Origin of the sequence: Enterobacter cloacae complex sp. 2024EL-00227 (genome assembly GCF_043945315.1) — a bacterium.
GTDB lineage: Bacteria > Pseudomonadota > Gammaproteobacteria > Enterobacterales > Enterobacteriaceae > Enterobacter > Enterobacter roggenkampii.
The window spans coordinates 489716-516715 of the sequence record NZ_JBIMQP010000003.1; the positions used below are offsets into that span (position 1 = coordinate 489716).

At 57.0% G+C, this 27000-nt stretch carries 26 protein-coding genes; 11 read left to right on the forward strand and 15 right to left on the reverse strand.

Annotated features, from left to right (window positions below; translation table 11 throughout):
- Positions 1–663: an exodeoxyribonuclease X gene (gene exoX, locus ACHH0Z_RS08110; protein ID WP_008500463.1), complete on the forward strand. Its 663-nt coding sequence runs from the start codon at positions 1–3 to the stop codon at positions 661–663.
- Here exoX and ptrB read toward each other — a convergent pair.
- Positions 660–2720, reverse strand: coding sequence for an oligopeptidase B (gene ptrB / locus ACHH0Z_RS08115; protein ID WP_045410494.1), 2061 nt, complete (start codon positions 2718–2720; stop codon positions 660–662). The two genes, exoX and ptrB, sit on opposite strands and share 4 nt — an antisense overlap.
- An 85-nt stretch (positions 2721–2805) precedes the next feature.
- Positions 2806–3456, reverse strand: coding sequence for a tellurite resistance TerB family protein (locus ACHH0Z_RS08120; protein ID WP_021240435.1), 651 nt, complete (start codon positions 3454–3456; stop codon positions 2806–2808).
- A 171-nt stretch (positions 3457–3627) separates the two neighbouring features.
- Here ACHH0Z_RS08120 and purT point away from each other — a divergent pair, with 171 nt between their 5' ends.
- Entirely contained in the window at positions 3628–4806 is a 1179-nt protein-coding gene (gene purT / locus ACHH0Z_RS08125) for a formate-dependent phosphoribosylglycinamide formyltransferase (RefSeq protein ID WP_045410495.1), read from the forward strand.
- Between the two features lie 41 nt (positions 4807–4847).
- Here purT and kdgA read toward each other — a convergent pair whose 3' ends face one another.
- The 3 genes from kdgA to zwf all read right to left on the reverse strand — a co-directional run bounded on the left by kdgA (position 4848) and on the right by zwf (position 9049).
- Positions 4848–5489, reverse strand: a complete 642-nt coding sequence (kdgA, locus tag ACHH0Z_RS08130) for a bifunctional 4-hydroxy-2-oxoglutarate aldolase/2-dehydro-3-deoxy-phosphogluconate aldolase (RefSeq protein WP_008500459.1) — start codon at positions 5487–5489, stop codon at positions 4848–4850.
- 39 nt (positions 5490–5528) lie between these two features.
- The gene (gene edd, locus ACHH0Z_RS08135) at positions 5529–7340 is read right to left on the reverse strand and encodes a phosphogluconate dehydratase (protein ID WP_023325516.1); all 1812 of its coding nucleotides are present in this window, start codon (positions 7338–7340) and stop codon (positions 5529–5531) included.
- A gap of 233 nt (positions 7341–7573) precedes the next feature.
- Positions 7574–9049 (reverse strand): glucose-6-phosphate dehydrogenase, encoded by a 1476-nt coding sequence (gene zwf, locus ACHH0Z_RS08140; protein ID WP_008500457.1) that lies wholly within the window; start codon positions 9047–9049, stop codon positions 7574–7576.
- 356 nt (positions 9050–9405) lie between these two features.
- On the opposite strand from zwf, the gene ACHH0Z_RS08145 reads away from it, so the two are divergent.
- Positions 9406–10275 (forward strand): MurR/RpiR family transcriptional regulator, encoded by an 870-nt coding sequence (locus ACHH0Z_RS08145; RefSeq protein WP_008500456.1) that lies wholly within the window; start codon positions 9406–9408, stop codon positions 10273–10275.
- A gap of 137 nt (positions 10276–10412) precedes the next feature.
- Positions 10413–11855 (forward strand): pyruvate kinase, encoded by a 1443-nt coding sequence (gene pyk, locus ACHH0Z_RS08150; protein WP_045410497.1) that lies wholly within the window; start codon positions 10413–10415, stop codon positions 11853–11855.
- A gap of 46 nt (positions 11856–11901) precedes the next feature.
- Here pyk and lpxM read toward each other — a convergent pair whose 3' ends face one another.
- From lpxM to znuA, 3 genes are all read right to left on the reverse strand, one after another.
- Positions 11902–12873 carry a lauroyl-Kdo(2)-lipid IV(A) myristoyltransferase gene (lpxM, locus tag ACHH0Z_RS08155; RefSeq protein WP_045410499.1) on the reverse strand — a complete coding sequence of 324 codons (972 nt, stop codon included), beginning with the start codon at positions 12871–12873 and terminating at the stop codon, positions 11902–11904.
- Positions 12874–12993: 120 nt separating this feature from the next.
- Positions 12994–14313 carry a murein DD-endopeptidase MepM gene (gene mepM, locus ACHH0Z_RS08160; RefSeq protein ID WP_008500453.1) on the reverse strand — a complete coding sequence of 440 codons (1320 nt, stop codon included), beginning with the start codon at positions 14311–14313 and terminating at the stop codon, positions 12994–12996.
- Between the two features lie 15 nt (positions 14314–14328).
- On the reverse strand, positions 14329–15273 hold the full coding sequence (znuA, locus tag ACHH0Z_RS08165) for a zinc ABC transporter substrate-binding protein ZnuA (RefSeq protein WP_032635773.1): 945 nt from the start codon (positions 15271–15273) through the stop codon (positions 14329–14331).
- Between the two features lie 77 nt (positions 15274–15350).
- Between znuA and znuC the strand changes: the two genes are divergently transcribed.
- Together znuC and znuB are read left to right on the forward strand one after the other, a co-directional pair.
- Positions 15351–16106: a zinc ABC transporter ATP-binding protein ZnuC gene (gene znuC, locus ACHH0Z_RS08170; RefSeq protein ID WP_008500451.1), complete on the forward strand. Its 756-nt coding sequence runs from the start codon at positions 15351–15353 to the stop codon at positions 16104–16106.
- Positions 16103–16888 (forward strand): zinc ABC transporter permease subunit ZnuB, encoded by a 786-nt coding sequence (gene znuB, locus ACHH0Z_RS08175; protein ID WP_021240439.1) that lies wholly within the window; start codon positions 16103–16105, stop codon positions 16886–16888. Before znuC ends, znuB begins: the two co-directional genes overlap by 4 nt.
- Before the next feature lie 52 nt (positions 16889–16940).
- Here the strand turns inward: znuB and ruvB are convergent, their stop codons facing one another.
- From ruvB to aspS, 6 genes are all read right to left on the reverse strand, one after another.
- Positions 16941–17951 (reverse strand): Holliday junction branch migration DNA helicase RuvB, encoded by a 1011-nt coding sequence (ruvB, locus tag ACHH0Z_RS08180; RefSeq protein WP_008500449.1) that lies wholly within the window; start codon positions 17949–17951, stop codon positions 16941–16943.
- An 8-nt stretch (positions 17952–17959) separates the two neighbouring features.
- Positions 17960–18574 (reverse strand): Holliday junction branch migration protein RuvA, encoded by a 615-nt coding sequence (ruvA, locus tag ACHH0Z_RS08185; protein WP_008500448.1) that lies wholly within the window; start codon positions 18572–18574, stop codon positions 17960–17962.
- 80 nt (positions 18575–18654) lie between these two features.
- Positions 18655–19176, reverse strand: coding sequence for a crossover junction endodeoxyribonuclease RuvC (gene ruvC / locus ACHH0Z_RS08190; protein WP_003859749.1), 522 nt, complete (start codon positions 19174–19176; stop codon positions 18655–18657).
- 34 nt (positions 19177–19210) lie between these two features.
- Entirely contained in the window at positions 19211–19951 is a 741-nt protein-coding gene (locus ACHH0Z_RS08195; protein WP_008500447.1) for a YebC/PmpR family DNA-binding transcriptional regulator, read from the reverse strand.
- 27 nt (positions 19952–19978) lie between these two features.
- Positions 19979–20422: a dihydroneopterin triphosphate diphosphatase gene (gene nudB, locus ACHH0Z_RS08200; RefSeq protein ID WP_008500446.1), complete on the reverse strand. Its 444-nt coding sequence runs from the start codon at positions 20420–20422 to the stop codon at positions 19979–19981.
- Position 20423: 1 nt separating this feature from the next.
- Positions 20424–22196 (reverse strand): aspartate--tRNA ligase, encoded by a 1773-nt coding sequence (gene aspS / locus ACHH0Z_RS08205; protein ID WP_008500445.1) that lies wholly within the window; start codon positions 22194–22196, stop codon positions 20424–20426.
- Between the two features lie 263 nt (positions 22197–22459).
- Between aspS and ACHH0Z_RS08210 the strand changes: the two genes are divergently transcribed.
- The 5 genes from ACHH0Z_RS08210 to cmoB are packed head-to-tail and all read left to right on the forward strand — an operon-like array spanning position 22460 to position 26040.
- Positions 22460–23026, forward strand: a complete 567-nt coding sequence (locus tag ACHH0Z_RS08210) for a hydrolase (RefSeq protein ID WP_023325521.1) — start codon at positions 22460–22462, stop codon at positions 23024–23026.
- The gene (locus ACHH0Z_RS08215) at positions 23023–23841 is read left to right on the forward strand and encodes a DUF72 domain-containing protein (RefSeq protein WP_023293959.1); all 819 of its coding nucleotides are present in this window, start codon (positions 23023–23025) and stop codon (positions 23839–23841) included. The genes ACHH0Z_RS08210 and ACHH0Z_RS08215 overlap by 4 nt, the downstream gene beginning before the upstream one ends.
- Positions 23842–23892: 51 nt before the next feature.
- Positions 23893–24288 (forward strand): MAPEG family protein, encoded by a 396-nt coding sequence (locus ACHH0Z_RS08220; protein WP_021240443.1) that lies wholly within the window; start codon positions 23893–23895, stop codon positions 24286–24288.
- Positions 24289–24328: 40 nt separating this feature from the next.
- The gene (cmoA, locus tag ACHH0Z_RS08225; RefSeq protein WP_045410500.1) at positions 24329–25072 is read left to right on the forward strand and encodes a carboxy-S-adenosyl-L-methionine synthase CmoA; all 744 of its coding nucleotides are present in this window, start codon (positions 24329–24331) and stop codon (positions 25070–25072) included.
- The gene (cmoB, locus tag ACHH0Z_RS08230) at positions 25069–26040 is read left to right on the forward strand and encodes a tRNA 5-methoxyuridine(34)/uridine 5-oxyacetic acid(34) synthase CmoB (RefSeq protein ID WP_021240445.1); all 972 of its coding nucleotides are present in this window, start codon (positions 25069–25071) and stop codon (positions 26038–26040) included. Before cmoA ends, cmoB begins: the two co-directional genes overlap by 4 nt.
- 175 nt (positions 26041–26215) lie before the next feature.
- Here the strand turns inward: cmoB and cutC are convergent, their stop codons facing one another.
- Entirely contained in the window at positions 26216–26959 is a 744-nt protein-coding gene (cutC, locus tag ACHH0Z_RS08235; protein WP_045410501.1) for a copper homeostasis protein CutC, read from the reverse strand.
- Positions 26960–27000: the final 41 nt, after the last annotated feature.

Genomic DNA, 27000 nt, shown 5'->3' on the forward strand with positions numbered 1-27000 from the left:
ATGCTGCGCGTCATCGATACCGAAACTTGCGATCTTCAGGGCGGAATTGTGGAAGTGGCCTCTGTCGACGTGGTTGATGGTAAAATCGTCAACCCAATGAGCCATCTGGTGCGTCCTGACCGCCCCATCAGCCCTCAGGCGATGGCTATCCATCGCATTACCGAATCGATGGTGGCGGACAAGCCGTGGATCGAAGAGATCATTCCCCACTATTACGGTAGCCCCTGGTACGTCGCGCATAATGCCAGTTTTGACCGCCGGGTGCTCCCTGAAATGCCGGGGGAATGGATTTGTACCATGAAGCTGGCGCGTCGCCTCTGGCCGGGCATTAAATACAGCAACATGGCGCTGTACAAGTCCCGCAAGCTCAGCGTCCGCACGCCTGAGGGGCTTCATCATCACCGCGCCCTGTACGACTGCTATATCACCGCCGCGCTACTCATCGATATTATGAACACCTCGGGCTGGACGCCGGACGATATGGCAACGATTACCGGACGCCCCGCACTGCTGACCACGTTTACCTTTGGTAAATACCGGGGCAGAGCGGTGTCGGATATTGCGGATAAAGACCCGGGCTATTTGCGCTGGCTGTATAACAACCTTGACAAAATGAGCCCGGAACTGCGCCTGACGCTAAAGCACTATTTGGGCGAAGCTTAACGCTCTGCACGGCCTGGCAGCGTCTCCTGCGCCAGGCCAATCAGGAAGGCGTATTCCAGCGCCACCCCTTCATACGATTTAAATCGTCCCGATTTCCCGCCGTGTCCGGAATCCATGTCGGTACACAGCAGCAGCAGGTTGTCGTCGGTTTTCAGCTCCCGCAGTTTCGCCACCCATTTTGCCGGCTCCCAGTACTGCACCTGAGAATCATGCAGACCGGTGGTGACCAGCATGTGGGGATAGGCTTTCGCCTCGACGTTATCGTAAGGGCTGTACGTTTTCATATAGCGGTAGTAAATCTCATCCTGCGGATTCCCCCACTCTTCAAACTCCCCGGTCGTCAGCGGAATGGATTCATCGAGCATGGTCGTCACCACATCGACAAACGGCACCTGCGCGACAATCCCCTTAAAGCGATCGGGACGCTGGTTGATAACCGCCCCCATCAGCATGCCGCCCGCGCTGCCGCCCATGCCAAAGCAGAGTTGCGGATCGCCATAGCCCTGCTCAATCAGCGCATCGCAGACGTCGAGGTAGTCATTGAAGGTGTTTTTCTTTTTCAGGAATTTCCCGTCCTCATACCAGTGCTGCCCCAGCTCACCGCCGCCGCGAATATGGGCGATGGCGAAGACAAAGCCGCGGTCGAGCAGGCTTAACCGGCTGCTGCTAAAATCGGCGTCCATGCTTGAGCCATAAGAGCCGTAGCCGTACACCAGGATCGGGTTTTTGCCTTTCTGAAAATGGGCTTTGTGATAGACGAGCGAGACGGGGACCTCAACGCCATCCCGGGCGGTGACCCACAGGTGCTCGCTGCGGTAGTTTTCAGACTCAAACCCTTTAACCTCGGTCTGCTTTATCACCTGACGCTGCCCGGTATCCATGTCCAGCTCAAACAGGGTGTCCGGTGTGGTCATGGATGAGTAGCCGTAGCGCAGCCGCGATGATTCGGGTTCAGGATTGAACCCAATCCACGTCACATAGGCCGGGTCGTCGAACGCGATCCCCACCACTTCCCGCGTTTTGCGGTTGATTTGCCGGATGCTGGTCAGCCCGCGCTGGCGCTCCTCCACCACCAGCCAGTCGGTGAACAGGGTAAACCCTTCCAGCATCACCTGATCCCGCGCGGGGATAAGCACCTCCCACTTGCGCTCATCGCGTACTTTGGTTTTATAGAGGCCAAAGTTTTTACCCTCGCGATTCGAGCGCAGATAAAAGCTGTGCTGGAAGTGATCCAGGCTGTACTCATGATCCTTTCGGCGCGGCAGAAAACAGAGCGGCTGGGCGTCCGGCAGTTCGGCATCCAGCAGCAGGACTTCCGACGTCGTGGCGCTGGCCAGGAAGATAATGACATAGTGGCGCGAAGAGGTTTTATGCAGGCTGACATAAAACGTTTCGTCTTTCTCTTCGTAGACCAGCTCGTCGTCAGCGGAGTCCGTTCCGATGGTATGCCGCCATACCTGATAGGGCAGCAGCGTAGAGGCGTGCTTTTTGACGTAGTACACCGTCTCGGAATCATTCGCCCAGACAAAATCCGGGGAGACGTTTTCCAGCATTTCCGGATACCAGTTGCCGGTGTCCAGGTTGCGAAAACGCAGGCCGTACTGGCGACGGGAGAGATAATCCTCCGCCAGCGCCATCACCGCGTTATCCGGCGAAATGGACATGCCGCCCAGAGTATAAAACTCGCTGTGGGCCGCGCGTTGGTTGGCATCCAGCAGAATATCCCACGCATCCCATTCGGCGCTCAGGACCGACTGACGCTGGTAGATGGGATACTCGTTGCCGGGCTCATAAATATGGCGATAGCGATAGCCATTTTTGGTCCAGGGCGCGGAGATATCGCGCTGGGGAATACGCTGCACCATTTCATTCAGCAACTGGTCCTGAAGCGTCTGCTGGCTGGACATGACCTTGCGGCCATAGTCGTTTTCCTCGTGCAGGTAGTCGAGCACCTCTGGCCGGGAGCGTGAATCGTCCCGTAGCCAGTAATAGTTGTCTATACGCGTATCGCCATGCGTGGTGATCGCATAAGGTATACGTCGGGCTTTCGGTGGCATGTCATCATTCTTTTTCGTTTTACACCCTATAAGGTTGGCAAAACCCACGCATGATGCAAGCGAAACAGGGTCGCAACGGCGAGAACTATCCCTGTAACGCCTGTTTTTGTTCCCGGATATCCCGCTCAATGCCCTCACGCACGTCCTGCGGGATCTTCAGCGCGTCGCCAAGCGCATTCAGGTAGCTGCGCTCCATAAAGTGATCGATATCGATGGCGGCACAGCTGAGGAAATAGAGTTCAAGCGCCTCTTCCTCATTTTTCACGCTTTGCGCCAGACGCTGCGGATCCAGGGGCTGTTCGATGGCCTGCGCCACCAGCGCTCTGCCCTTCTCTTCGACGCCGGCTTCGCGCAGCTGCTGTTCGATCGCCAGCCGTTCCTTATCGTCGATATGTCCGTCACTTTTCGCGGCAAAAACCAGCGCAAGAATGAGCCTTTCGGTACGCAGATCCAGCGGCGAGGTGTGCTCGCCGTAGTGCGGTTCATCACTGTGCGCGGTCCGGACCCTGTCCTTGTATTTATTCCACAGGACGGTGCCCGCAATGGCGCCCCCACCGGCGAGCAGCGCGCCTGTCCCATACTTTGCCAGCAGCTTGCGCGAGGATTTATTCGCGACCAGCAGGCCTGCCAGCCCGCCGAGCGCCCCGGGCACCAGTAGTTTGCTGAGATCCCGCTCGCCGGAAGACGACGTTTTCTGCCCTAACAGTGATTGCAATTGATTTAGCCAGCCAGACATGGTTTCCCTCACTTAACGGTGAACATGTTCCACAGCGTAAGCGAGCAGGCGTCAGGAAATGTCTGGGCGGGCTAAAGAAGCGCAAATTTCTTCTCCCCTCACCTGGCCGTGCACAAGACAGACGCAAACGTTTTCGTTTATACTGCCCGCAACTTTTTCAGGGGGATTGTTATGATTCGTTTAGGAACCGCGCTGCGACCTGCGGCGACGCGAGTGATGCTGTTGGGATCGGGCGAGCTGGGAAAAGAGGTCGCCATTGAGTGCCAGCGTTTAGGCGTGGAAGTCATTGCCGTAGACCGCTACGCCGATGCACCCGCCATGCACGTCGCCCATCGTTCTTATGTGATTAACATGCTGAACGGCGATGCCCTTCGTGAGCTGATTTCACGCGAGAAGCCTGATTTCGTTGTACCGGAAATTGAAGCCATCGCCACCGACACGCTGATTGCGCTTGAGCAGGAAGGCCAGCGCGTGGTGCCCTGCGCGAAAGCCGCAAAGCTGACCATGAACCGAGAAGGCATTCGTCGTCTGGCGGCAGAAGAGCTCGGGTTGCCCACATCGAGCTATCGTTTTGCTGGCGATAAGGCCGCATTCCTGCAGGCCGTTGAGGAGATTGGGTACCCGTGCATCGTTAAGCCGGTGATGAGCTCCTCCGGTAAAGGACAGAGCTTTATCCGCGGCAGCAGCACGGTGGACAAGGCGTGGGAGTACGCCCAGCAGGGTGGCCGCGCAGGCGCCGGTCGCGTGATCGTTGAAGGGGTGGTGAAGTTTGATTTCGAGATCACCCTGCTGACCGTCAGCGCCGTTGACGGCGTCCATTTCTGCGACCCGATTGGCCACCGCCAGGAAGATGGCGATTACCGCGAATCCTGGCAGCCGCAGCAGATGAGCGCCCTGGCGCTGGAGCGTGCGCAGGCGATCGCCCGTAAAACCGTCCTGGCGCTGGGCGGCTATGGCCTGTTTGGCGTGGAGCTGTTTGTGTGCGGCGATGAGGTGATCTTCAGCGAAGTCTCCCCTCGCCCGCATGACACCGGCATGGTCACGCTGATTTCGCAGGATCTCTCCGAGTTCGCCCTGCACGTGCGCGCCTTCCTCGGCCTGCCCGTCGGCGGTATCCGTCAGTACGGCCCGGCCGCCTCGGCGGTGATCCTGCCGCAGCTAACCAGCCAGAACGTTACGTTTGATAACGTCGACGCGGCGGTGGGTGCCGGGTTGCAGGTCCGTTTGTTCGGCAAGCCGGAGATCGACGGAACCCGTCGTCTTGGCGTGGCGTTAGCCACAGGAGATAACGTTGATGACGCCGTGGCGAGAGCGAAAGCGGCCGCAGCAAGCGTTAAGGTAACGGGATAAAAAAACGGGCCGAAAGGCCCGTTTTTCATGCGGCGAATGACTTACTGCTTCGCGCCTTCTACTGCTTCGCGAGCCAGTTTGGTGATGCGATCCCAGTCGCCCGCTTCCAGCGCATCCGCCGGAACCAGCCATGAGCCACCGATGCACAGCACGCTTTTCAGCGCCAGGTAGTCACGGTAGTTGGCAGGAGAGATACCGCCCGTCGGGCAGAAGCGTACCTGAGAGAATGGACCGGCAATGGCCTGCAGCGCTTTGGTGCCGCCGTTCGCTTCCGCCGGGAAGAATTTAAACTCTTTCAGACCGTAGTCCATGCCCAGCATCAGTTCAGAAACGGTGCTGATGCCCGGGATCAGCGGAATGGTACCTTCGGTCGCGGCTTTCAGCAGCGACTCGGTCAGGCCCGGGCTGATGGCAAACTGTGCGCCCGCTTCGGTCACTTCAGCCAGCTGTTTTGCGTTCGTTACGGTACCCGCACCGATAATGGCGTCCGGCACTTCTTTGGCAATCGCGCGAATGGCATCCATCGCGCAGGCGGTACGCAGGGTCACTTCCAGAACGCGAACGCCGCCCGCAACCAGCGCTTTCGCCATCGGTACAGCGTGCTCCAGCTTGTTTACCACGATAACCGGCACGACAGGGCCAGTGGTCAGGATTGCTTCTGCACTTGTTTTCCAGTTTTTCATCAGAGTCTTCTCTCGCCAGATCGTTAAAATCAAGTCGTCTTAAAACGTAATACAGGTTGCGCCCTGCTCAGCACCGGAGAGGTTCTCACGCAGTGCGCCAAACATTTCGCGTCCTGTTCCCACGCGCGACGCGCTCAGGTCAGGAATATGGGGCTGACGTGCCGCCAGCTCGGCGTCATCCACCAGCAGGGTTAACTCGCCTGTCTGACCGTTAACGCGGATCATGTCACCGTCACGCACTTTCGCCAGCAGGCCGCCGTCGTACGCTTCCGGCGTCACGTGGATAGCTGATGGCACTTTACCTGAGGCGCCAGAGAGGCGTCCATCGGTCACCAGTGCAATTTTGAAACGGCGGTCCAATAATACACCAAGTGGTGGCATAAGTTTATGTAATTCTGGCATCCCATTGGCTTTAGGCCCCTGATGACGCACCACTACCACGCAGTCTTTGTCGAGCAGACCGGCGTCAAAGGCAGGTAATACGTCGTGCTGGCTTTCAAATACCACCGCTGGCGCTTCGATAATCTGGTTCTCTTCCGGTACGGCAGAGGTCTTCATTACCGCGCGACCGAGGTTACCGCTCAGCACCTTTGTGCCACCGTGAGGAGAGAACGGTTTGTCGATGGTGGCGATAACCTGCGCATCAAGAGATGCGGTCGCCCCTTCGCGCCAGTCCAGCTCGCCGTTGTTCAGCCATGGCTCCTGGGTGTAGCGCTGCAGGCCAAAGCCCGCTACGGTGTTAACATCTTCATGCAGCAGACCGCCCTTCAGCAGCTCGCGCATGAGCAGCGGTACGCCGCCTGCGGCCTGGAAGTGGTTGATGTCCGCCGGACCGTTTGGATACAGGCGCGCCATCAACGGCACCACGGAAGAGATCTCGGAGAAGTCATCCCAGTTAATCAGAATGCCCGCCGCACGCGCCATGGCCACCAGGTGCATGGTGTGGTTGGTCGAACCGCCGGTGGCCAGCAGCGCGACAATCCCGTTGACGATAACCTTTTCGTCGACCATTTTGCCCATCGGCATCCATTCGTTGCCGTTTCCGGTCAGACGCGTGACCTGACGGGCCGCGGCCTCGGTCAGCGCCTTGCGCAGCGGTGCATCCGGCTGGATAAAGGACGAGCCCGGAAGCTGCATCCCCATAAACTCCACCACCATCTGGTTCGTGTTCGCGGTACCGTAGAACGTACAGGTGCCCGGCGCGTGGTAGGATGCAGCTTCCGCTTCCAGCAGCGCCTGACGATCTGCTTTTCCTTCCGCGTACAGCTGGCGAATGCGCACTTTTTCTTTGTTCGGCAGGCCGCTTGCCATTGGGCCCGACGGCACGAAGATCGCAGGCAGATGACCAAACGACAGCGCGGCCATCACCAGGCCCGGAACAATCTTGTCGCACACGCCGAGATAGAGCGCGCCATCAAACATGTTGTGTGACAGGCCCACCGCCGCGGACATGGCAATGACTTCACGGCTCAGCAGGGAGAGTTCCATACCGTCCTGACCCTGCGTCACGCCGTCGCACATGGCGGGTACCCCACCCGCCACCTGGCCGACCGCATTCACGCTGTGCAGCGCTTTACGGATGATATCCGGGTAAACCTCATAGGGCTGGTGCGCGGAAAGCATATCGTTATAAGCGGTAATGATGGCGATATTGTTACGCAACATGCTTTTCAGCGACGCTTTATCGTCAGGCTGGCAGGCGGCGAAGCCGTGCGCCAGGTTACCGCAGGCCAGCTGGGAACGGTGAACGGTGTTGCTCTTCGCCTGTTCAATCCGGGCGAGGTAGGCCGAACGGGTCTCTTTCGAGCGCTCAATAATGCGCTGTGTTACGCGTAACAATGTCGGATTCATAAAAGCTCCTCTCATTTATCTGTCCGGGCTCGGGAGTTTACAAAGTCGCTGGCAGTTGTTAACAACGCTGAAACGCTTGCTGTCCGGAGCTCAGGGGCAAAATCACTTCCGGCAGTGTAATAAAAAAAGCTCCGCGGGTGAATCCACGCGGAGCTTAAAAGTTGAAAATTGTGCCACGAGCTGTGTTAGATCATGTTACCGGTAAAATAACACTTTCGGGCTAGCGGATTATCTTACTCAAACTCGTTCCAGGAGCGGCCATCACGGGTGATCATTGCCACCGACGCGACAGGTCCCCATGTGCCCGCCTGATACGGTTTTGGCGCATCCTGATCGGCAGCCCAGGCTTCGGTGATGGAGTCGACCCATTTCCACGCCTCTTCCACCTCATCGCGACGCACGAACAGCGCCTGGATACCGCGCATGGTTTCCAGCAGCAGACGCTCGTACGCATCGGCCAGGTGCGTCTGGTTAAAGGTTTCGGAGTAGCTCAGATCCAGCTTGGTGGTCTGCAGGTTGTGTTTGTGATCCAGGCCCGGCACTTTGTTCAGGATCTGGATGTCCACACCCTCGTCCGGCTGCAGACGAATGGTCAGTTTGTTTTGCGGCAGCTCCTGCCAGGACTCTTTGAACAGGTTCAGTTCCGGGTTCTTAAAGTAGACAACCACTTCGGAACATTTCGCAGGCAGACGCTTACCGGTGCGCAGGTAGAACGGAACCCCCGCCCAGCGCCAGTCGTCGATGTCCACGCGGATGGCCACGAACGTCTCGGTGTTGCTGGACTTGTTCGCGCCCTCTTCTTCCAGGTAGCCAGGCACCTTTTTGCCTTGCGCAAACCCGGCGGTGTACTGGCCGCGAACGGTTTTCTCGCGCACGTTGGAGCGGTCGATGCGGCGCAGCGACTTCAGCACTTTCACTTTGGCGTCACGGATGCTGTCCGCCGTCAGGTCAGACGGAGGAGACATGGCAATCATGCACAAAATCTGCAGCAGGTGGTTCTGGATCATGTCACGCATCTGACCGGCCTGGTCAAAGTAACCCCAGCGACCTTCAATCCCCACCTCTTCCGCCACGGTGATTTCCACGTGGTCGATGGTGCGGTTGTCCCAGTTGTTCACAAACAGGGAGTTAGCAAAACGCAGCGCCAGCAGGTTCAGCACCGTCTCTTTACCGAGATAGTGGTCGATACGGTAGACCTGGCACTCTTCAAAGAACTCGCCCACCTGGTCGTTGATTTCACGCGAGGTTGCCAGGGACGTACCCAACGGCTTCTCCATCACGACGCGCGCCGGTTTGGCGTTCAGTTTGGCTTCGCCCAGGCCCTTGCAGATGGCGCCGAAGGTGCTTGGCGGCATGGCGAAATAGTTAATGGTGACACGGTTTTTCTGATCCAGCATCGCGCCCAAGCGAGCGAACGCGCTGACGTCATTCACGTCAAGGTTGCAGAAATCGAGACGACCGCTCAGGGTATCCCACAAACTTTCATCAATTTTTTCCTTCATGAAAGTTTCGAGCGCCTCGCGGACGACTTTGGTATAAGCGTCCTTGTCCCAGTCGGCGCGCCCAACACCCAGGATACGCGTATCCGGATGAATTTGGCCCGCTTTCTCCAGTTGATACAGGGAAGGCAGCAATTTTCGGCGTGCAAGATCGCCTTTCGCGCCGAAAATGACCAGGTCACATGCCTGGGCTGTTTGCGTTACCGCCATGTCATTCTCCTCAGTTGGATCACCTGGTACTTCTGCCAGGTATCGTTGTAATTTTATTACAATGCACTGTACTGCTTTTACGTCATTCCCGAAACCATTAGCGCTTATCGTCGCGTGCGATACCGCGATTTTTCACCCATCGGATGATTTCGACGGCTTAATGACGCAACAACCGTCGTTTCTTTGCGCAACAGGGTCATAGCAAAACCCGACATCGATCAAGTAATGAAAAAAAACAACAACATTATCTCGTCGATTGTTACCCTTAATGGAAGCCACAGGGGTAATATCGGCTAAATAGAATCACGATTTCATCAATTAATGAAATCGTTTACACCCATGAGCGTCCTGTTAACATGAACATGCTGGAAAAAATCCAGTTTCAACTGGAACACCTTAGCAAATCCGAGCGAAAAGTGGCCGAGGTCATTCTCGCCTCTCCCGCTCAGGCGATTCATTCAAGCATCGCCGCTCTGGCACAGGAAGCGGGTGTTAGCGAACCCACGGTCAATCGCTTCTGCCGCAGCCTGGAAACGCGCGGCTTTCCTGATTTTAAACTGCATCTGGCACAAAGTCTGGCTAACGGCACCCCTTATGTTAATCGTAATGTGGATGAAGACGACAGCGTTGATGCCTATACCGCGAAAATTTTTGAGTCGGCCATGGCTTCGCTTGACCACGTCCGTCAGTCTCTGGACATGAGTTCCGTGAATCGCGCAGTGGATTTACTCACCCAGGCCAAGCGAATTGCCTTCTTTGGGCTCGGGTCGTCGGCGGCCGTCGCGCATGACGCCATGAACAAATTTTTCCGCTTTAACGTCCCGGTGATTTATTCCGATGACATTGTCCTGCAACGCATGAGCTGTATGAATTGCAGTGAAGATGACGTCGTGGTACTGATTTCGCATACTGGCCGCACTAAGAGTCAGGTAGAACTGGCGCAGCTGGCCCGTGAAAACGATGCCATGGTGATTGCGCTGACCACGGCGGGCACACCGCTGGCCCGTGAGGCGACGCTGGCGATCACTCTCGACGTGCCGGAAGACACCGACATTTATATGCCAATGGTCTCCCGACTGGCCCAGCTCACCGTGATTGACGTGCTGGCGACCGGTTTTACCTTACGCCGGGGGGCAAAATTCCGGGATAACTTGAAGCGGGTCAAGGAAGCGCTGAAGGAATCGCGTTTTGATAAAGAATTGCTTATAAAGAGCGATGTTCGATAGTTGATAACGAAGACGTCACGAATAATGACGAAGTAACGATTTACGGCATTCGGTCCCCTCTCCACTGCCTTGCAGCAGATGAAGGCCGATTCAATGTTCACGCAACACCAAAGTTGTTTCAGTCAACGGAGTATTACATGTCCAGAAGGCTTCGCAGAACCAAGATCGTAACCACCTTAGGCCCGGCCACCGATCGCGATAATAATCTCGAGAAAATTATCGCCGCTGGTGCCAACGTGGTGCGTATGAACTTCTCTCACGGTACGCCAGAAGACCATAAATTACGTGCCGATAAAGTGCGTGAAATCGCAGCTAAACTGGGCCGTCACGTTGCGATCCTCGGCGATTTGCAGGGTCCAAAAATCCGCGTTTCGACCTTTAAAGAGGGTAAAGTTTTCCTCAATATCGGCGACAAATTCCTGCTGGATGCCAGCCTGGGCAAAGGCGAAGGCGATAAAGAGAAAGTCGGTATCGACTATAAAGGCCTCCCGGCTGACGTCGTACCTGGCGATATCCTGCTGCTTGACGACGGTCGCGTACAGCTGAAAGTGCTGGAAGTTCAGGGCATGAAAGTGTTCACCGAAGTCACCGTCGGCGGCCCACTCTCCAACAATAAAGGCATCAACAAGCTGGGCGGCGGCCTCTCTGCGGAAGCGCTTACTGATAAAGATAAAGCGGATATTGTGACTGCTGCGCTGATCGGTGTTGACTACCTGGCTGTCTCCTTCCCGCGCTGCGGCGAAGATCTGAACTATGCGCGTCGTCTGGCGCGTGATGCAGGCTGCGATGCCAAAATCGTCGCCAAAGTTGAGCGTGCGGAAGCCGTTTGCGATCAGGATGCTATGGACGACGTGATCCTTGCCTCTGACGTGGTGATGGTTGCGCGTGGCGACCTGGGTGTGGAAATCGGCGACCCTGAGCTGGTGGGGATTCAGAAAGCCCTGATTCGTCGCGCACGTCAGCTGAACCGCGCGGTGATCACCGCCACTCAGATGATGGAATCGATGATCACCAACCCGATGCCAACCCGTGCAGAAGTGATGGACGTGGCCAACGCCGTGCTGGACGGTACCGATGCGGTAATGCTCTCTGCGGAAACCGCTGCGGGCCAGTATCCGGCAGAAACCGTGGCCGCCATGGCACGTGTTTGCCTGGGTGCTGAAAAGATCCCAAGCATCAACGTCTCTAAACACCGTCTGGACGTGCAGTTCGACAACGTTGAAGAAGCGATTGCGATGTCTGCAATGTATGCGGCAAACCATCTGAAGGGCGTTACCGCGATCATCACTATGACCGAATCTGGCCGCACCGCGCTAATGACCTCTCGTATCAGCTCGGGTCTGCCGATCTTCGCCATGTCCCGTCACGAACGTACGCTGAACCTGACGGCGCTGTACCGCGGCGTGACGCCGGTACACTTCGACAGCACCAATGACGGCGTGGCCGCGGCGCACGATGCCGTAAACCTGCTGCGCGACAAAGGCTATCTGGTCTCTGGTGATATCGTCATTGTGACCCAGGGCGATGTGATGAGCACCATCGGCTCAACCAACACCACGCGCGTTATGACCGTCGAGTAATAACGTCTCTGTTAAAAAGCCCTCTCCAGATGGAGAGGGCTTTTTTTTATTTCGTTGGATAAAGCTCTTTGCGTTTATACGGCTCTTTTTCGCCCGGCTTACGCGTTTTAAGCAGCTTCAGGATCCACGTGTACTGCTCGGCATGCGGCCCTACCAGGATCTCCACCTCTTCGTTCATCCGACGGGCAATGGTGTGGTCGTCAGCGGTCAGCAGATCGTCCATCGGCGGACGAACCTCAATGCTCAGGCGATGTGTTTTACCGTCATAGACCGGGAATAGCGGGATCACGCGGGCACGACACACTTTCATCAGGCGGCCAATCGCAGGCAGCGTCGCTTTATAGGTTGCAAAGAAATCGACAAACTCGCTGTGCTCGAGGCCGTGGTCCTGATCCGGCAGATAGTAGCCCCAGTACCCCTGGCGTACCGACTGAATGAACGGCTTAATGCCATCGTTGCGCGCATGCAGGCGTCCGCCAAAACGACGACGCACCGTATTCCAGACAAAGTCGAAGATTTTATTGCCCTGGTTATGGAACATTGCCGCCATCTTCTGGCCCTGAGAGGCCATCAGCATCGCCGGAATATCAACGCCCCAGCCGTGTGGGACAAGGAAAATGACTTTCTCGTCATTGCGGCGCATCTCCTCAATGATATCCAGCCCTTTCCAGTCTACGCGATCGACAATTTTCTCCGGCCCTTTCAGCGCCAGCTCCGCCATCATCGCCATGGCCTGCGGTGCGGTGGTATACATCTCATCAATGATTGCCTCGCGCTCGGCGTCGCTCTTTTCAGGAAAACAGTAATAGAGATTGATCTGCGCGCGACGGCGGGCACTCTTGCCTAAGCGCCCGGCAAGACAGCCAATTTTACCCAGGACAGGATCGCGGACGGAAGCCGGCAGCAACGCTATCCCCGCAAAGGCGTAGACAGCGAGCCAGGCGCCCCAGTTGCGCGGATGGCGGAAGGATTTTTCAAACTCAGGAATGTATTCAATATTGTTTTTTTGGGTTTCCATGCTGGATCCAGGGTCTGATGACGCAAAATTAATTCAGATAGTGTAGCGAGGCAGTCGTCCGCGCACAAAAGAAAAAGCCGGCGTCAGGGTGCGCCGGCTTTTTTAACAAAAACAGAGGGCTTAGTCTAAGCTCAGCTGCGGCAACACCTCTTTCACCTGCGCCAGGTAATCCGTACGATCTTTACCCGTCAGGCCTTCGGTGCGCGGCAGTTTCGCCGTCAGCGGGTTCACGGCCTGCTGGTTGATCCACACTTCGTAGTGCAGGTGCGGGCCGGTAGAGCGACCGGTATTACCGGAGATCGCAATACGGTCACCACGCTTCACCTTCTGTCCTGGTTTAACCAGCAGCTTACGCAGGTGCATATAGCGGGTCGTATACGTGCGACCATGACGTACCGCAACATAATATCCGGCTGCGCCGCTACGTTTGGCCACCACCACTTCGCCATCCCCAACCGCGAGTACCGGTGTACCCTGCGGCATAGCAAAGTCAACACCACGGTGCGGTGCGACGCGTCCGGTGACAGGGTTCAGACGACGCGGGTTAAAGTTGGAGGAGACGCGGAACTGTTTCGCCGTCGGGAAGCGCAGGAAGCCTTTCGCAAGGCCCGTACCGGTGCGGTCGTAGAACTTGCCGTCTTCGGCACGGATCGCGTAGTAATCTTTGCCTTCGGAGCGCAGACGCACGCCCAGCAGCTGGCTTTGCTCGCGCTTGCCGTCCAGCATTTCGCGGGACATCAGGACGGAAAACTCATCGCCTTTTTTCAGCTTGCGGAAATCCATCTGCCACTGCATGGCTTTGATCACCGAACTGATTTCAGCGCTGGTCAACCCTGCGTCGCGCGCACTGGAGACAAAGCTTGCGCCCACGGTGCCTTTGAGAACGCTGTTGACCCAGTCGCCCTTCTGCATTTCGCTGGTCATTTTGAAACCGGTTGCCGTGCGATCGTAGGTGCGGGTTTCACGGCGGGACATTTCCCAGGTCAGACGCTGGAGATCGCCATCGGCCGTTAACGTCCAGGAGAGCTGTTGCCCAATTTTCAGGTTGCGAAGATCTTTATCTGCCGCCGCCAGCTGGCTGATATTGCCCATGTCGATGCCGTACTGGTTCAGCACGCTGCTCAGCGTGTCACCGGTAGAAACTACATATTCGTGGATACCCGCTTCGTTCTCGGTTTTATCGTCCAGTTCATCCTGTGGAATGGCTTCATCTTCCTGAGCCGACTGGTCGATAGGCTCACTGGCTTCAGGCAGCAAAGAGCGGATTTCGCTCTTTTCAAGCTCGATGGTTTTGATGATAGGGGCAGAACTCGGGTGGTAAACATAGGGCCGCCAGACGGCGACCGCTAAGGTGAGTACTGTAAGCGACCCCAGCATGACGCGGTGGGGTCGAGGCAGATTGTTAAATGCCAGGGCGACAGAGCGGGCTATCTGTTGCACGTATTCACTTCCTCGTTAATCTCCTTTCAGGCAGCTCGCATACTGGTTCGCCAGTTGGCTGAGGAACTGCGAATAGCTCGCTTTGCTCAACTGGATATTCGTTCCTAGCGGGTCAAGGGTCCCCATGCGCACGGATGTCCCCCTGGCCACGGCTTCTACGACCGCTGGCCTGAACTGTGGCTCAGCAAAAACGCATGTCGCTTTTTGCTCAACCAGCTGTGTTCTGATTTCATGTAAACGCTGCGCACCAGGTTGAATTTCAGGGTTGACGGTAAAGTGCCCCAGCGGGGTCAAACCGTAGTGTTTTTCGTAATAGCCGTAGGCGTCATGAAAAACGAAATACCCTCTTCCTTTCAACGGTGCGAGCTCATTACCTACCTGCTTATCGGTTGCGGCTAATTGTGCCTCAAAATCTTTCAGGTTGGCGTCTAGTTTGGCTCGACTTTGCGGCATAAGTTCCACTAATTTGTCATGGATTGCAACCGCTGAAAGCCGCGCTATCTCTGGGGATAACCAAAGATGCATGTTGTACTCGCCGTGATGGTGATCTCCATCACCTTTTTCACCGTCGGCAGCATGATGGTCATGTTCATCGCCGTCGTCATCCGTCCCTTTCATGAGTAACGGTTTCACGCCAGGGAGAGCGGCAATCGCGACCTGTTTTTCGCCCGCCACCTGTTTTGCTGACTTCTGCATAAACGCTTCCATTTCCGGACCAATCCAGACAACTAAGTCCGCGTTTTGTAAGCGTTTTACGTCTGAAGGGCGCAGGGAGTAGTCATGCTCGGATGCACCATCCGGGAGCAGAACCTGAGTTTCTGTTACCCCGTCAGCAATGGCTGACGCGATAAACCCGAGTGGTTTAAGCGAAGCAACAACCGCAGCGTTAACATCTTGTGCGGTTGTGCCCCAAAGGGCAGCGGATAATGCTGCGAAAAGAAGCGTATTTTTATGTAACATAATGCGACTAATCATCGTAGTGAATGCGTGGAATGTGATATTATAACATTCGTTGACTTCTTCAAGCTTAAAATGACATGACGACATTGGTTTCTCTTGAAAATATTTCGGTCTCATTTGGCCAGCGCCGCGTCCTTTCTGACGTGTCGCTCGATCTGAAGCCCGGCAAAATTCTGACGCTGCTCGGCCCCAATGGCGCAGGCAAATCCACCCTGGTTCGCGTGGTGCTGGGTCTGGTCGCACCCGATGAAGGCGTGATCAAGCGTGAGGAAAAATTGCGTATCGGCTATGTGCCGCAAAAGCTTCACCTTGACGCCACGCTGCCGCTGACGGTGAGCCGTTTCCTGCGCCTGCGCCCCGGCACGCGGAAAGCCGATATTCTTCCGGCGCTGAAGCGCGTGCAGGCAGGCCATCTTGTCGATGCGCCGCTGCAAAAACTGTCCGGCGGTGAAACGCAGCGCGTATTACTTGCCCGTGCGTTGCTCAGCAGCCCGCAGCTGCTGGTGCTGGATGAGCCGACTCAGGGGGTCGACGTCAACGGCCAGGTCGCGCTGTACGATCTTATTGACCAGCTGCGTCAGGAACTGAACTGCGCGGTACTGATGGTATCCCACGACCTGCATCTGGTGATGGCAAAAACTGATGAAGTGCTGTGTCTCAACCACCATATCTGCTGCTCCGGTACGCCTGAAGTGGTCTCCATGCACCCGGAATTTATCTCCATGTTCGGCCCTCGCGGCGCTGAACAGCTCGGCATCTATCGCCATCATCATAATCATCGCCATGATTTGCAGGGACGAATCGTTCTGCGTCGGGGAAATGGACACTCATGATTGAACTGTTACTGCCCGGCTGGCTGGCCGGGATTATGCTTGCCTGCGCCGCGGGTCCACTCGGCTCGTTTGTGGTGTGGCGCAGAATGTCTTACTTCGGCGATACCCTGGCGCACGCGTCCCTGCTGGGCGTGGCTTTTGGCCTGCTGCTGAACGTCAACCCGTTCTATGCGGTGATTGTCGTCACGCTGCTGCTGGCGGCCGGTCTGGTCTGGCTGGAAAAGCGCCCTCACCTCGCCATCGATACCCTGCTTGGCATCATGGCGCACAGTGCCCTGTCGCTGGGCCTGGTGGTGGTCAGCCTGATGTCGAATATCCGCGTGGATCTGATGGCTTACCTGTTCGGTGACCTGCTGGCCGTCACGCCAGACGATCTCATCGCTATCGCCATTGGCGTTGTGGTGGTGCTCGGGATTCTGCTCTGGCAGTGGCGTAACCTGCTGGCGATGACCGTCAGCCCCGATCTGGCGTTCGTCGATGGCGTGAAGCTGCAGCGCGTTAAGCTGCTGCTGATGCTGGTAACGGCGTTAACCATTGGCGTGGCGATGAAGTTTGTCGGCGCGCTGATTATTACGTCGCTGCTGATCATCCCTGCGGCTACGGCGCGTCGTTTTGCCCGTACGCCGGAGCAGATGGCCGGTGTCGCCGTAATTATCGGGATGATTGCGGTAACGGGTGGGCTAACCTTCTCGGCGTTCTATGACACGCCTGCGGGGCCGTCCGTGGTGCTGAGTGCGGCGGTGCTGTTTATCTTCAGTATGATGAAGAAGACCGCGCAGTAGCGGGTATGTCCCCGGTGGCGCTTCGCTTACCGGGGCTATAAATTATCGCTGCTTACGGCATTGCCGGTGGCGTAATGCCGAAATGATTCCACGCCCGCACCGTGGCCATACGCCCACGCGGGGTGCGCTGCAGGAAGCCCTGCTGGATCAGATACGGTTCAAGCACGTCCTCAATGGTTTCACGCTCTTCCCCGATTGCTGCCGCCAGGTTATCCAGCCCGACCGGGCCACCAAAGAACTTGTCCAGCACCGCCAGCAGCAGCTTGCGGTCCATGTAGTCAAAACCTTCGGCATCAACGTTCAGCATATCCAGCGCCTGCGCGGCGATCTCAGCGGAGATCGAACCGTTGTGCTTCACCTCAGCAAAGTCACGCACGCGGCGCAGCAGGCGGTTGGCGATACGCGGCGTACCGCGGGAACGCTTCGCCACTTCAAACGCCCCCTCTTCGCTCATCTCCAGCCCCATATAGCGGGCGCTGCGGCCAACGATGTGCTGGAGATCGGCCACCTGGTAAAACTCCAGACGCTGCACGATACCGAAGCGGTCGCGCAGTGGAGAGGTCAACGACCCGGCTCGCGTCGTGGCGCCTATCAGGGTAAACGGCGGCAGATCGATTTTGATGGAGCGTGCAGCCGGACCTTCACCGATCATGATATCCAGCTGATAATCTTCCATCGCCGGATAGAGCACCTCTTCCACCACCGGTGACAGGCGGTGGATCTCATCGATAAACAGCACGTCATGCGGTTCGAGGTTGGTCAGCATGGCCGCCAAATCGCCCGCCTTCTCCAGCACCGGGCCGGAGGTGGTGCGCAGGTTAACGCCCATTTCATTAGCGACGATATTCGCCAGCGTGGTTTTGCCTAAACCCGGCGGGCCAAAAATCAGCAGGTGATCGAGCGCATCGCCGCGCAGCTTTGCCGCCTGGATAAAAATCTCCATCTGGGAACGAACCTGCGGCTGGCCAATGTACTCATCAAGCAGTTTTGGGCGAATCGCGCGATCCACCACATCCTCTGCCTGAACAGTGCCTGCCGAAACCAGGCGGTCTGCTTCAATCATCCTTTACCTCACAATGCAGCGCGCAGCGCTTCACGAATCAGGGTTTCACTGCTGGCGTCCGGTTTGGCAATTTTACTTACCATGCGGCTGGCCTCCTGAGGTTTATAGCCCAGTGCCACCAGCGCGGCAACCGCTTCCTGCTCCGCGTCATCATCCGCCGCAGGCGCACCTGGCGAGGTCAGTACCAGATCGGCCGCCGGCGTGAAGAGATCGCCATGCAGGCCTTTAAAGCGGTCTTTCATCTCGACAATCAGGCGTTCTGCCGTTTTCTTACCGATGCCAGGAAGCTTAATCAGCGCCGCAGGATCTTCACGCTCAACGGCATTCACAAACTGTGGTGCAGACATGCCGGATAAGATCGCCAGCGCCAGCTTCGGCCCGACGCCGTTGGTTTTAATCAGCTCGCGGAACAGGGTGCGTTCCTGTTTGTTGTTGAAGCCGTACAGCAGCTGAGCATCTTCACGCACCACAAACTGGGTAAAGACAATCGCCTCTTTGCCCGCGTCCGGCAGCTCGTAGAAGCAGGTCATCGGCATATGGACTTCATAGCCCACGCCACCCACTTCCAGCAGCACTAACGGGGGTTGTTTTTCAATGATGATGCCTCTGAGTCTGCCTATCACGTGACGCTCCTGCGTTCTGGAAGAAATTAACTGCCGACATAATAAAAAAAGGCTGGATAAACATCCAGCCTGATTTGTCATTATCGTAACCTGCCTCGCGCCAGATTGAGCCGCGATTCGCTCATTTGCATCGCGTTCTGGCTGACGTGACAGTGGGTAATCGCAATCGCCAGCGCATCGGCGGCGTCGGCCTGCGGGTTCGCAGGGAGCTTGAGCAGGGTCCGCACCATGTGCTGCACCTGACTTTTCTCCGCGCTACCGATGCCCACCACCGTCTGCTTAACCTGCCTTGCCGCGTATTCGAATACCGGCAAATCCTGGTTCACCGCAGCGACAATGGCCACCCCGCGCGCCTGACCGAGCTTTAGCGCCGAATCGGCGTTTTTCGCCATAAAGACCTGCTCGATGGCGAAATAGTCCGGCTGAAACTGGGTGATGATCTCCGACACGCCCGCATAGATGAGCTTCAGGCGCGACGGCAGATCGTCCACTTTGGTGCGAATACAGCCACTGCCCAGGTAGGTTAACTGGCGTCCCACCTGACGGATAACGCCATAACCGGTGACGCGTGAGCCTGGGTCAATCCCGAGAATAATCGACATCACGCGTCTCCTGTAACGGGTTTACACGCTCTCATCAGAGAGTCGCTGCAACCTCATCAGAGATTTCACCGTTGTGATACACTTCCTGCACGTCGTCGCAGTCTTCGAGCATGTCGATCAGACGCAGCAGTTTTGGTGCCGTTTCTGCATCCATGTCCGCTTTGGTGGACGGGATCATGGAGACTTCAGCGTTGTCCGCTTTCAGGCCCGCCGCTTCCAGCGCATCGCGCACGGCACCCATCTCTTCCCAGGCGGTATAAACGTCGATAGCGCCGTCGTCGAAGGTCACTACGTCTTCCGCACCGGCTTCCAGCGCCGCTTCCATGATCGCATCTTCGTCGCCTTTCTCGAAGGAGATGACGCCTTTTTTGCTGAACAGGTAAGCAACAGAACCGTCAGTGCCCAGGTTGCCACCGGTTTTGGTGAACGCGTGGCGCACTTCCGCAACGGTACGGTTACGGTTGTCGGACAGGCACTCAACCATCACCGCCGTACCGCCAGGACCGTAACCTTCATAAATGATGGTTTCCATGTTCGCGTCTTCATCACCGCCCACGCCACGTGCGATAGCACGGTTCAGGGTGTCACGCGTCATGTTGTTAGACAGCGCTTTATCCACCGCCGCACGCAGACGTGGGTTAGAGGCCGGATCGCCGCCGCCCAGACGCGCTGCCGTCACCAGCTCGCGAATGATTTTGGTAAAGATCTTACCGCGCTTGGCATCCTGTGCCGCTTTGCGGTGTTTGGTGTTGGCCCACTTACTATGACCTGCCATAAAAAGTTCTCCAAAAATCGCGCCTTTTCAGGCTGCGTTAATTACAAATTCTTCAATCGCCTGCCGGTTGCTCCACGACTTGGTCAGTGCGGCGGCATCCGCCGCATTCACCCAGCGGTAGGTCAGGTGTTCGGTAAACACGATCTCCCGTTCATGGGGGAGCGCGAGACAGAACCACGATTCCGTATTGCGCTCGGTACCCGGCGCGTAGCGATGACGTAAATGGCTAAAAATTTCGAACTCCACCGTGCGCTGACAGTCCTTCAGGGTCAGTTGCTCGCGGGCAACGTCAATGGCGACCTCTTCCTTTACTTCACGCGCGGCGGCCTGCGGCGCGGTTTCCCCCTCTTCCAGACTGCCGGTAACCGACTGCCAGAATTCAGGGTCATCGCGCCGCTGCAACATCAGCACCCGCTTCGTGTCTTCTGCATAAATGACCACCAGGACCGAAACGGGGAGCTTATATGTCATATCAGTTTTTCTCTTCCTTCTTCACCACCTCAATGCCCAGCTCAGCCAGTGCGGCCGGGTTGGCAAAGCTTGGCGCTTCGGTCATCAGACACGCTGCAGCAGTGGTTTTCGGGAAAGCGATAACATCACGGATGTTATCGGTGCCGGTCAACAGCATGGTCAGACGGTCAAGACCGAAGGCCAGACCCGCGTGCGGAGGCGTACCGTATTTCAGCGCGTCCAGCAGGAAGCCGAATTTCTCGCGCTGCTCCTGCTCGTTGATGCCCAGGATGCCGAACACGGTCTGCTGCATTTCACCGCTGTGAATACGCACGGAACCACCGCCCACTTCGTAGCCGTTGATGACCATATCGTAGGCGTTGGCGACGGCCTCTTCCGGTGCCGCTTTCAGCTCGGCAGCCGTCATGTCTTTCGGCGAGGTGAACGGGTGGTGCATCGCGGTCAGGCCGCCTTCACCGTCGTCTTCAAACATTGGGAAGTCGATAACCCACAGCGGCGCCCATTTGCTCTCGTCGGTCAGATTCAGGTCTTTACCGAGCTTCAGACGCAGCGCGCCCATCGCATCCGCAACGACTTTCTTGTTATCTGCACCGAAGAAGATCATGTCGCCGTCCTGCGCGCCGGTGCGCTCCAGGATCGCTTCCACGATGTCCGCGTTCAGGAATTTCGCCACCGGGCTGGTGATACCTTCCAGACCTTTCGCACGCTCGGTCACTTTAATATAGGCCAGACCTTTCGCGCCGTAGATCTTGATGAAGTTGCCGTAGTCGTCGATCTGCTTACGGCTCAGAGCCGCTCCGCCCGGCACACGCAGCGCGGCTACGCGGCCTTTGGCGTCGTTAGCCGGACCCGCGAAGACCGCGAACTCCACGTTTTTAACCAGATCAGCTACGTCCACCAGTTCCATCGGGTTACGCAGGTCTGGTTTGTCAGAGCCGTAGCGACGCTCGGCTTCCGCGAAGGTCATGATTGGGAAATCGCCCAGCTCAACGCCTTTAACGTCATTCCACAGGCTACGCACCAGGGCTTCCATCACTTCACGCACCTGCTCGGCGGTCATGAAGGAGGTTTCCACATCGATCTGGGTAAATTCAGGCTGGCGGTCAGCACGCAGGTCTTCGTCGCGGAAGCATTTCACGATCTGATAGTAGCGATCGAAGCCGGACATCATCAGCAGCTGTTTGAACAGCTGTGGAGACTGTGGCAGCGCGTAGAATTTGCCTTTATGGACGCGGGATGGCACCAGGTAATCGCGCGCGCCTTCCGGCGTGGCTTTGGTCAGCATCGGGGTTTCGATATCGAGGAAACCGTGGTCATCCATAAAGCGACGCACCAGGCTGGTGATTTTCGCACGGGTTTTCAGGCGCTGGGCCATCTCCGGACGACGCAGATCCAGGTAGCGGTATTTCAGACGCGCTTCTTCAGTGTTGACGTGGTTGGAGTCCAGCGGCAGCGCTTCAGCACGGTTGATGATCGTCAGATCGGACGCCAGCACTTCAATGGCACCCGTCGCCATGTCGGCGTTAACGTTTTTCTCGTCACGCGCACGCACGGTGCCGGTGACCTGAATGCAGAACTCATTACGCAGCTCAGAGGCCAGCTTCAACGCATCTGCGCGATCCGGATCGAAGAACACCTGAACGATACCTTCGCGGTCGCGCATATCGATGAAGATAAGGCTACCAAGATCACGACGACGATTGACCCAACCACACAGGGTGACCTGCTGTCCGACGTGGGACTGACGCAGCTGCCCGCAATATTCTGTACGCATGAGATATCCCTTAATTAGCCGCAGGCTAAATGTCGCCTGGTATGCAGGCTACTATGTCGCAGCTTTCTGTATGTCACAACTGGATGAAAAAAGGCGGCTATTATACTGGAAATTCCGCCGGACGATAAGAGCGAACCACGGCCAGGCGGTCGTTTGCTGCACTCTTATTGCGCATTCTCACAAAAATTAACAAAATTATGCGACCAATAACAGGCCATCGCGTCGTATGGTGTGTGGAAGTGATTCATTTAACGGGAGTAACGATGTTAACCCTTGATGCCAGCAAAACCGCGCTTGTGGTGATTGATTTACAGGAAGGCATTTTGCCCTTCGCCGGTGGCCCGCATACCGCGGACGATGTGGTCAGCCGCGCCGCCCGCCTGGCGGAAAAATGCCGTGCCAGCGGTGCCCCGGTTGTCATGGTGCGCGTCGGCTGGTCTGCGGATTACGCCGAAGCGTTAAAACAGCCCGTTGATGCGCAGACTCCCGCCCGCGCCCTGCCGGAAAACTGGTGGACGTACCCGGTATCGCTCGGCAAACGCGACGGCGACATCGAAGTGACCAAACGTCAGTGGGGCGCCTTCTACGGGACCGATCTCGAGCTGCAGCTCCGCCGTCGCGGCATTGACACGATCATCCTGTGCGGTATTTCCACCAACATCGGCGTGGAGTCGACTGCCCGCAACGCGTGGGAACTGGGCTTTAATCTGGTGATTGCCGAAGATGCGTGTAGCGCGGCCTCGGCGGAACAGCACCAGGGCAGCATGACGCACATCTTCCCGCGCATCGGTCGCGTGCGCAGCACGGACGAGATCCTCAGCGCGTTATGATGTATGTGGGCCTGCCCCAGTGGTCGCACCCGAAATGGGTTCGTCTGGGCATCACCAGCCTTGAGGAGTATGCCCGACACTTCAACTGCGTCGAGGGTAACACCACCCTGTATGCACTCCCCAAAGCGGAGATTGTTGCGCGCTGGCGGGAGCAAACAACCGACGACTTCCGCTTCTGCTTCAAGTTTCCGGCGACCATTTCTCACCAGGCCGCGCTGCGAAACTGCGGTGAGTTGACCGACGAATTCTTTGGCCGGATGGCGCCTCTGGCAAACCGCATCGGCCAGTACTGGCTGCAGCTTCCGGCCACGTTTGCTCCGCGCGACCTGCCTGCGCTCTGGCAGTTCCTGGATGCCCTGCCCCGGGAATTTACCTACGGCGTGGAGGTTCGACACCAGGACTTCTTTGCGAAAGGCGAAGCGGAAAAAGCGCTCAACCGCGGCCTGCTTGAGCGTTCAGTTAACCGTGTGATCCTCGATAGCCGTCCGGTGCACAGCGCGATACCGCATAACGAGGCCATCGTTGAAGCTCAGCGTAAAAAACCGAAAGTGCCGGTCCACGCCATCGTGACCGCGCAAAACCCAATGGTCAGGTTTATCGGCAGCGATAACATGCCGCAAAACCAGGCGATGTTCGCCGTCTGGCTGGAAAAACTGGCCTCGTGGGAACACACCACCACGCCGTATCTCTTTTTGCACACGCCCGATATTGCCCAGGCCCCCGAACTGGTCGATGCTCTGTGGCAGGCCTTGCAGGCTGCGGTGCCGTCCGTGGGCAGCGCCCCTTCCATCCCACAACAATCTTCTCTTTTCTGATATCACCCCCTATCATAGGGAAGTGCCATCTGCCAAAAACAGGGAGTTTGTATGGTCAGCGCGCTGTACGCGGTGTTAGGTGCATTACTGCTGATTAAGTTTTCATTTGACGTTGTGCGCCTCAGAACGCTCTACCGCGTTTCTTACGGTGACGGCGGCTTTTCCGAGCTGCAAAGCGCTATCCGCATTCACGGCAATGCGGTCGAATACATCCCCGCGGCCCTCATCCTGCTGCTGTTTATGGAGATGAATGGCGCAGAAACCTGGATGGTGCACATCTGTGGCCTGCTGCTTATCGCTGGCCGCCTGATGCATTATTACGGCTTTCACCACCGCTTAATCCGCTGGCGTCGTTCCGGCATGAGTGCAACCTGGTGTTCGCTTTTGCTGATGGTGCTGGCTAACCTGTGGTATATGCCGTGGGAGTTGGTTTTCTCCCTCCATTAGCGCACAATACGCCACTTTATTTTTCCCGGATTTTTACGTTATGTCAGATCGCGACACGCTTTTTTCCGCGCCTATCGCCAGCCTGGGCGACTGGACCTTCGATGAACGGGTAGCCGAAGTCTTCCCGGATATGATCCAGCGCTCTGTTCCCGGTTATTCCAATATTATCTCTATGATCGGCATGCTGGCTGAGCGCTTCGTTCAACCCGGCACGCAGGTCTATGACCTGGGCTGCTCGCTCGGCGCGGCAACGCTGTCGGTACGTCGTAACGTTCATCACGAAGGCTGCCGAATCATTGCCGTGGATAACTCTCCGGCCATGGTGGAACGCTGCCGTCGCCATATTGACGCCTACAAAGCCCCTGTTCCGGTTGACGTGGTGGAAGGCGATATCCGTGAGATCGAGATCGAAAACGCCTCGATGGTGGTGCTGAATTTCACCCTGCAGTTCCTGGTGCCGGAAGACCGCCAGCTGCTGCTGGACAAAATCTATCAGGGGCTGAATCCTGGCGGCGCGCTGGTGCTCTCGGAGAAATTCAGCTTTGAAGATGCCGAGGTTGGCGAGCTGCTGTTCAATATGCACCACGATTTCAAACGGGCGAACGGCTACAGCGAGCTGGAGATCAGCCAGAAGCGCAGCATGCTCGAAAACGTGATGCTGACGGACTCCGTAGAAACCCACAAGGCGCGCCTGCGTCAGGCCGGATTTGAGCATAGCGAACTGTGGTTCCAGTGCTTCAACTTTGGGTCTCTGGTGGCGCTGAAAGCGGGGACACCCGCATGATCGCGTTCAGCAACTTCTATCAGCTGATTGCCAAAAATCACCTCTCCCACTGGCTGGAGACGCTGCCTGCGCAGATTGCCGCCTGGCAGCGGGATCAGCAGCACGGCCTGTTAAAGCAGTGGGCAAATGCGGTGGAGTTTCTGCCGGAACTGACCCCGCATCGTCTGGATCTCCTGCACAGCGTCACCGCAGAGAGTGAAGAACCGCTTCCGCCAGGGCAGATCAACCGTATCGAAACGCTGATGCGCAACCTGATGCCGTGGCGTAAAGGGCCGTTCTCGCTGTACGGCGTGAACATCAATACCGAATGGCGCTCAGACTGGAAATGGGATCGCGTTCTGCCGCACCTTTCCGACCTGACCGGGCGCACCATTCTGGACGTGGGCTGCGGTAGCGGCTATCACATGTGGCGCATGATTGGCGCGGGCGCGCATCTGGTGGTCGGTATCGACCCGATGCAGCTGTTCCTGTGTCAGTTTGAAGCGGTACGTAAGCTGCTGGGTAACGACCAGCGCGCGCACTTGCTGCCGCTGGGTATTGAGCAGCTGCCCGCACTGAAAGCCTTTGATACCGTGTTCTCCATGGGCGTGTTGTATCACCGCCGTTCCCCACTGGAGCACCTGTGGCAACTGAAAGATCAGCTGGTCAGCGGCGGCGAGCTGGTGCTGGAAACGCTGGTGATCGAAGGCGATGAACATGCCGTTCTGGTACCGGGCGATCGCTACGCGCAGATGCGCAACGTTTACTTCATCCCTTCCGCGCTGGCCCTGAAGAACTGGCTGGAGAAATGCGGATTTGTGGATGTGCGAATTGCCGATGTCAGCGTGACCTCTATCGAAGAGCAGCGCCGGACCGAGTGGATGATCACCGAATCGCTTGAGCAGTTCCTCGACCCGGCCGATCACAGCAAAACCATTGAAGGCTATCCGGCCCCGATGCGAGCGGTGTTGATTGCGACGAAGCCGTAGCCTGTTAGCCGGGTGGCGGCTGCGCCTTACCCGGCCTACTCCCGATTTTCCAGGTCCGGTAAGCGAAGCGCTACCGGGCGCAGGAGAAAAAAAGGCCCCTGTGTAATTTGCAGGGGCCTGGTACAAGCAAGCATCATATTGGGCGACATGATGCGCGGTAAAAATCGGTACGTTGCTACACGTGATGGCGCTCAATCAGCGACTTCATTTCCGCAACCGACTCTCCCTCTACGCCGTAGCGTGAATACTCATCCGCTTCAGCATCCGTCGACATTGACAATCCTGTATTGCGATAACGCATGGGTGACGGCATCCATTTGCCTGCCGAGCTGTGCAGCTCTTCTACCCCGGCGTTTAAAAACCGTTCCAGATTGCTGGCACGAACTCCCGCGCCCGCCATTATTATTGGAACACCGGAATGTGCTTTTAGTTCCGTAATTAATTGCAGTCCTTTTTCAGCGGACGGCTGTTGACCCGATGTCAGAATGCGCGCCACGCCAAGTTCTCCAAGCGTTTCAAAGGCCTGAAGCGGATCTCTACACATATCAAATGCGCGATGAAAAGTGACGGCGAGCCCCTGCGCGGCGCTCATGACCTGACGCATGCGCGGGAGGTCGATATTGCCGTCTTCATCCAGCAGGCCGGTGACCAGCCCGGGGAACCCCAGGTCGTGCACGAGGGCGATATCATCAAGCATGGCACCGAACTCGCCCGCCGTGTAACAAAAATCACCGCCGCGTGGACGAATAATCGGGTGAACGGGAATCGTGACGGCCTGACGGGCAGCCTTCAGCACGCCGTAAGAAGGCGTCAGCCCGCCCTCTTTGGGTGCCGCACACAGTTCAATGCGGTCAGCTCCGTAATTTTGCGCGGTGACGACACACTCCACGCTGTAACAGCAAATCTCCAGCAGCGCCATGTAATCCTCCTTAAATTCCACCAAACGAACCATCATGACAC

Bases quoted from the DNA above. Each gene is read 5' to 3' on its own strand.
- ACHH0Z_RS08195 (WP_008500447.1), bottom strand. From the start codon at position 19,951: ATGGCAGGTCATAGTAAGTGGGCCAACACCAAACACCGCAAAGCGGCA.
- ruvB (WP_008500449.1), bottom strand. From the start codon at position 17,951: ATGATTGAAGCAGACCGCCTGGTTTCGGCAGGCACTGTTCAGGCAGAG.
- ACHH0Z_RS08120 (WP_021240435.1), bottom strand. From the start codon at position 3,456: ATGTCTGGCTGGCTAAATCAATTGCAATCACTGTTAGGGCAGAAAACG.
- zwf (WP_008500457.1), bottom strand. From the start codon at position 9,049: ATGGCGGTAACGCAAACAGCCCAGGCATGTGACCTGGTCATTTTCGGC.
- ruvC (WP_003859749.1), bottom strand. From the start codon at position 19,176: ATGTCGATTATTCTCGGGATTGACCCAGGCTCACGCGTCACCGGTTAT.
- lpxM (WP_045410499.1), bottom strand. From the start codon at position 12,873: ATGGAAACCCAAAAAAACAATATTGAATACATTCCTGAGTTTGAAAAA.
- ACHH0Z_RS08220 (WP_021240443.1), top strand. From the start codon at position 23,893: ATGGTCAGCGCGCTGTACGCGGTGTTAGGTGCATTACTGCTGATTAAG.
- cmoA (WP_045410500.1), top strand. From the start codon at position 24,329: ATGTCAGATCGCGACACGCTTTTTTCCGCGCCTATCGCCAGCCTGGGC.
- cmoB (WP_021240445.1), top strand. From the start codon at position 25,069: ATGATCGCGTTCAGCAACTTCTATCAGCTGATTGCCAAAAATCACCTC.
- purT (WP_045410495.1), top strand. From the start codon at position 3,628: ATGATTCGTTTAGGAACCGCGCTGCGACCTGCGGCGACGCGAGTGATG.
- znuC (WP_008500451.1), top strand. From the start codon at position 15,351: ATGACGACATTGGTTTCTCTTGAAAATATTTCGGTCTCATTTGGCCAG.
- ACHH0Z_RS08210 (WP_023325521.1), top strand. From the start codon at position 22,460: ATGTTAACCCTTGATGCCAGCAAAACCGCGCTTGTGGTGATTGATTTA.
- znuB (WP_021240439.1), top strand. From the start codon at position 16,103: ATGATTGAACTGTTACTGCCCGGCTGGCTGGCCGGGATTATGCTTGCC.
- znuA (WP_032635773.1), bottom strand. From the start codon at position 15,273: ATGTTACATAAAAATACGCTTCTTTTCGCAGCATTATCCGCTGCCCTT.
- aspS (WP_008500445.1), bottom strand. From the start codon at position 22,196: ATGCGTACAGAATATTGCGGGCAGCTGCGTCAGTCCCACGTCGGACAG.
- ACHH0Z_RS08215 (WP_023293959.1), top strand. From the start codon at position 23,023: ATGATGTATGTGGGCCTGCCCCAGTGGTCGCACCCGAAATGGGTTCGT.
- kdgA (WP_008500459.1), bottom strand. From the start codon at position 5,489: ATGAAAAACTGGAAAACAAGTGCAGAAGCAATCCTGACCACTGGCCCT.
- ptrB (WP_045410494.1), bottom strand. From the start codon at position 2,720: ATGCCACCGAAAGCCCGACGTATACCTTATGCGATCACCACGCATGGC.
- edd (WP_023325516.1), bottom strand. From the start codon at position 7,340: ATGAATCCGACATTGTTACGCGTAACACAGCGCATTATTGAGCGCTCG.
- pyk (WP_045410497.1), top strand. From the start codon at position 10,413: ATGTCCAGAAGGCTTCGCAGAACCAAGATCGTAACCACCTTAGGCCCG.
- ACHH0Z_RS08145 (WP_008500456.1), top strand. From the start codon at position 9,406: ATGAACATGCTGGAAAAAATCCAGTTTCAACTGGAACACCTTAGCAAA.
- nudB (WP_008500446.1), bottom strand. From the start codon at position 20,422: ATGACATATAAGCTCCCCGTTTCGGTCCTGGTGGTCATTTATGCAGAA.
- exoX (WP_008500463.1), top strand. From the start codon at position 1: ATGCTGCGCGTCATCGATACCGAAACTTGCGATCTTCAGGGCGGAATT.
- cutC (WP_045410501.1), bottom strand. From the start codon at position 26,959: ATGGCGCTGCTGGAGATTTGCTGTTACAGCGTGGAGTGTGTCGTCACC.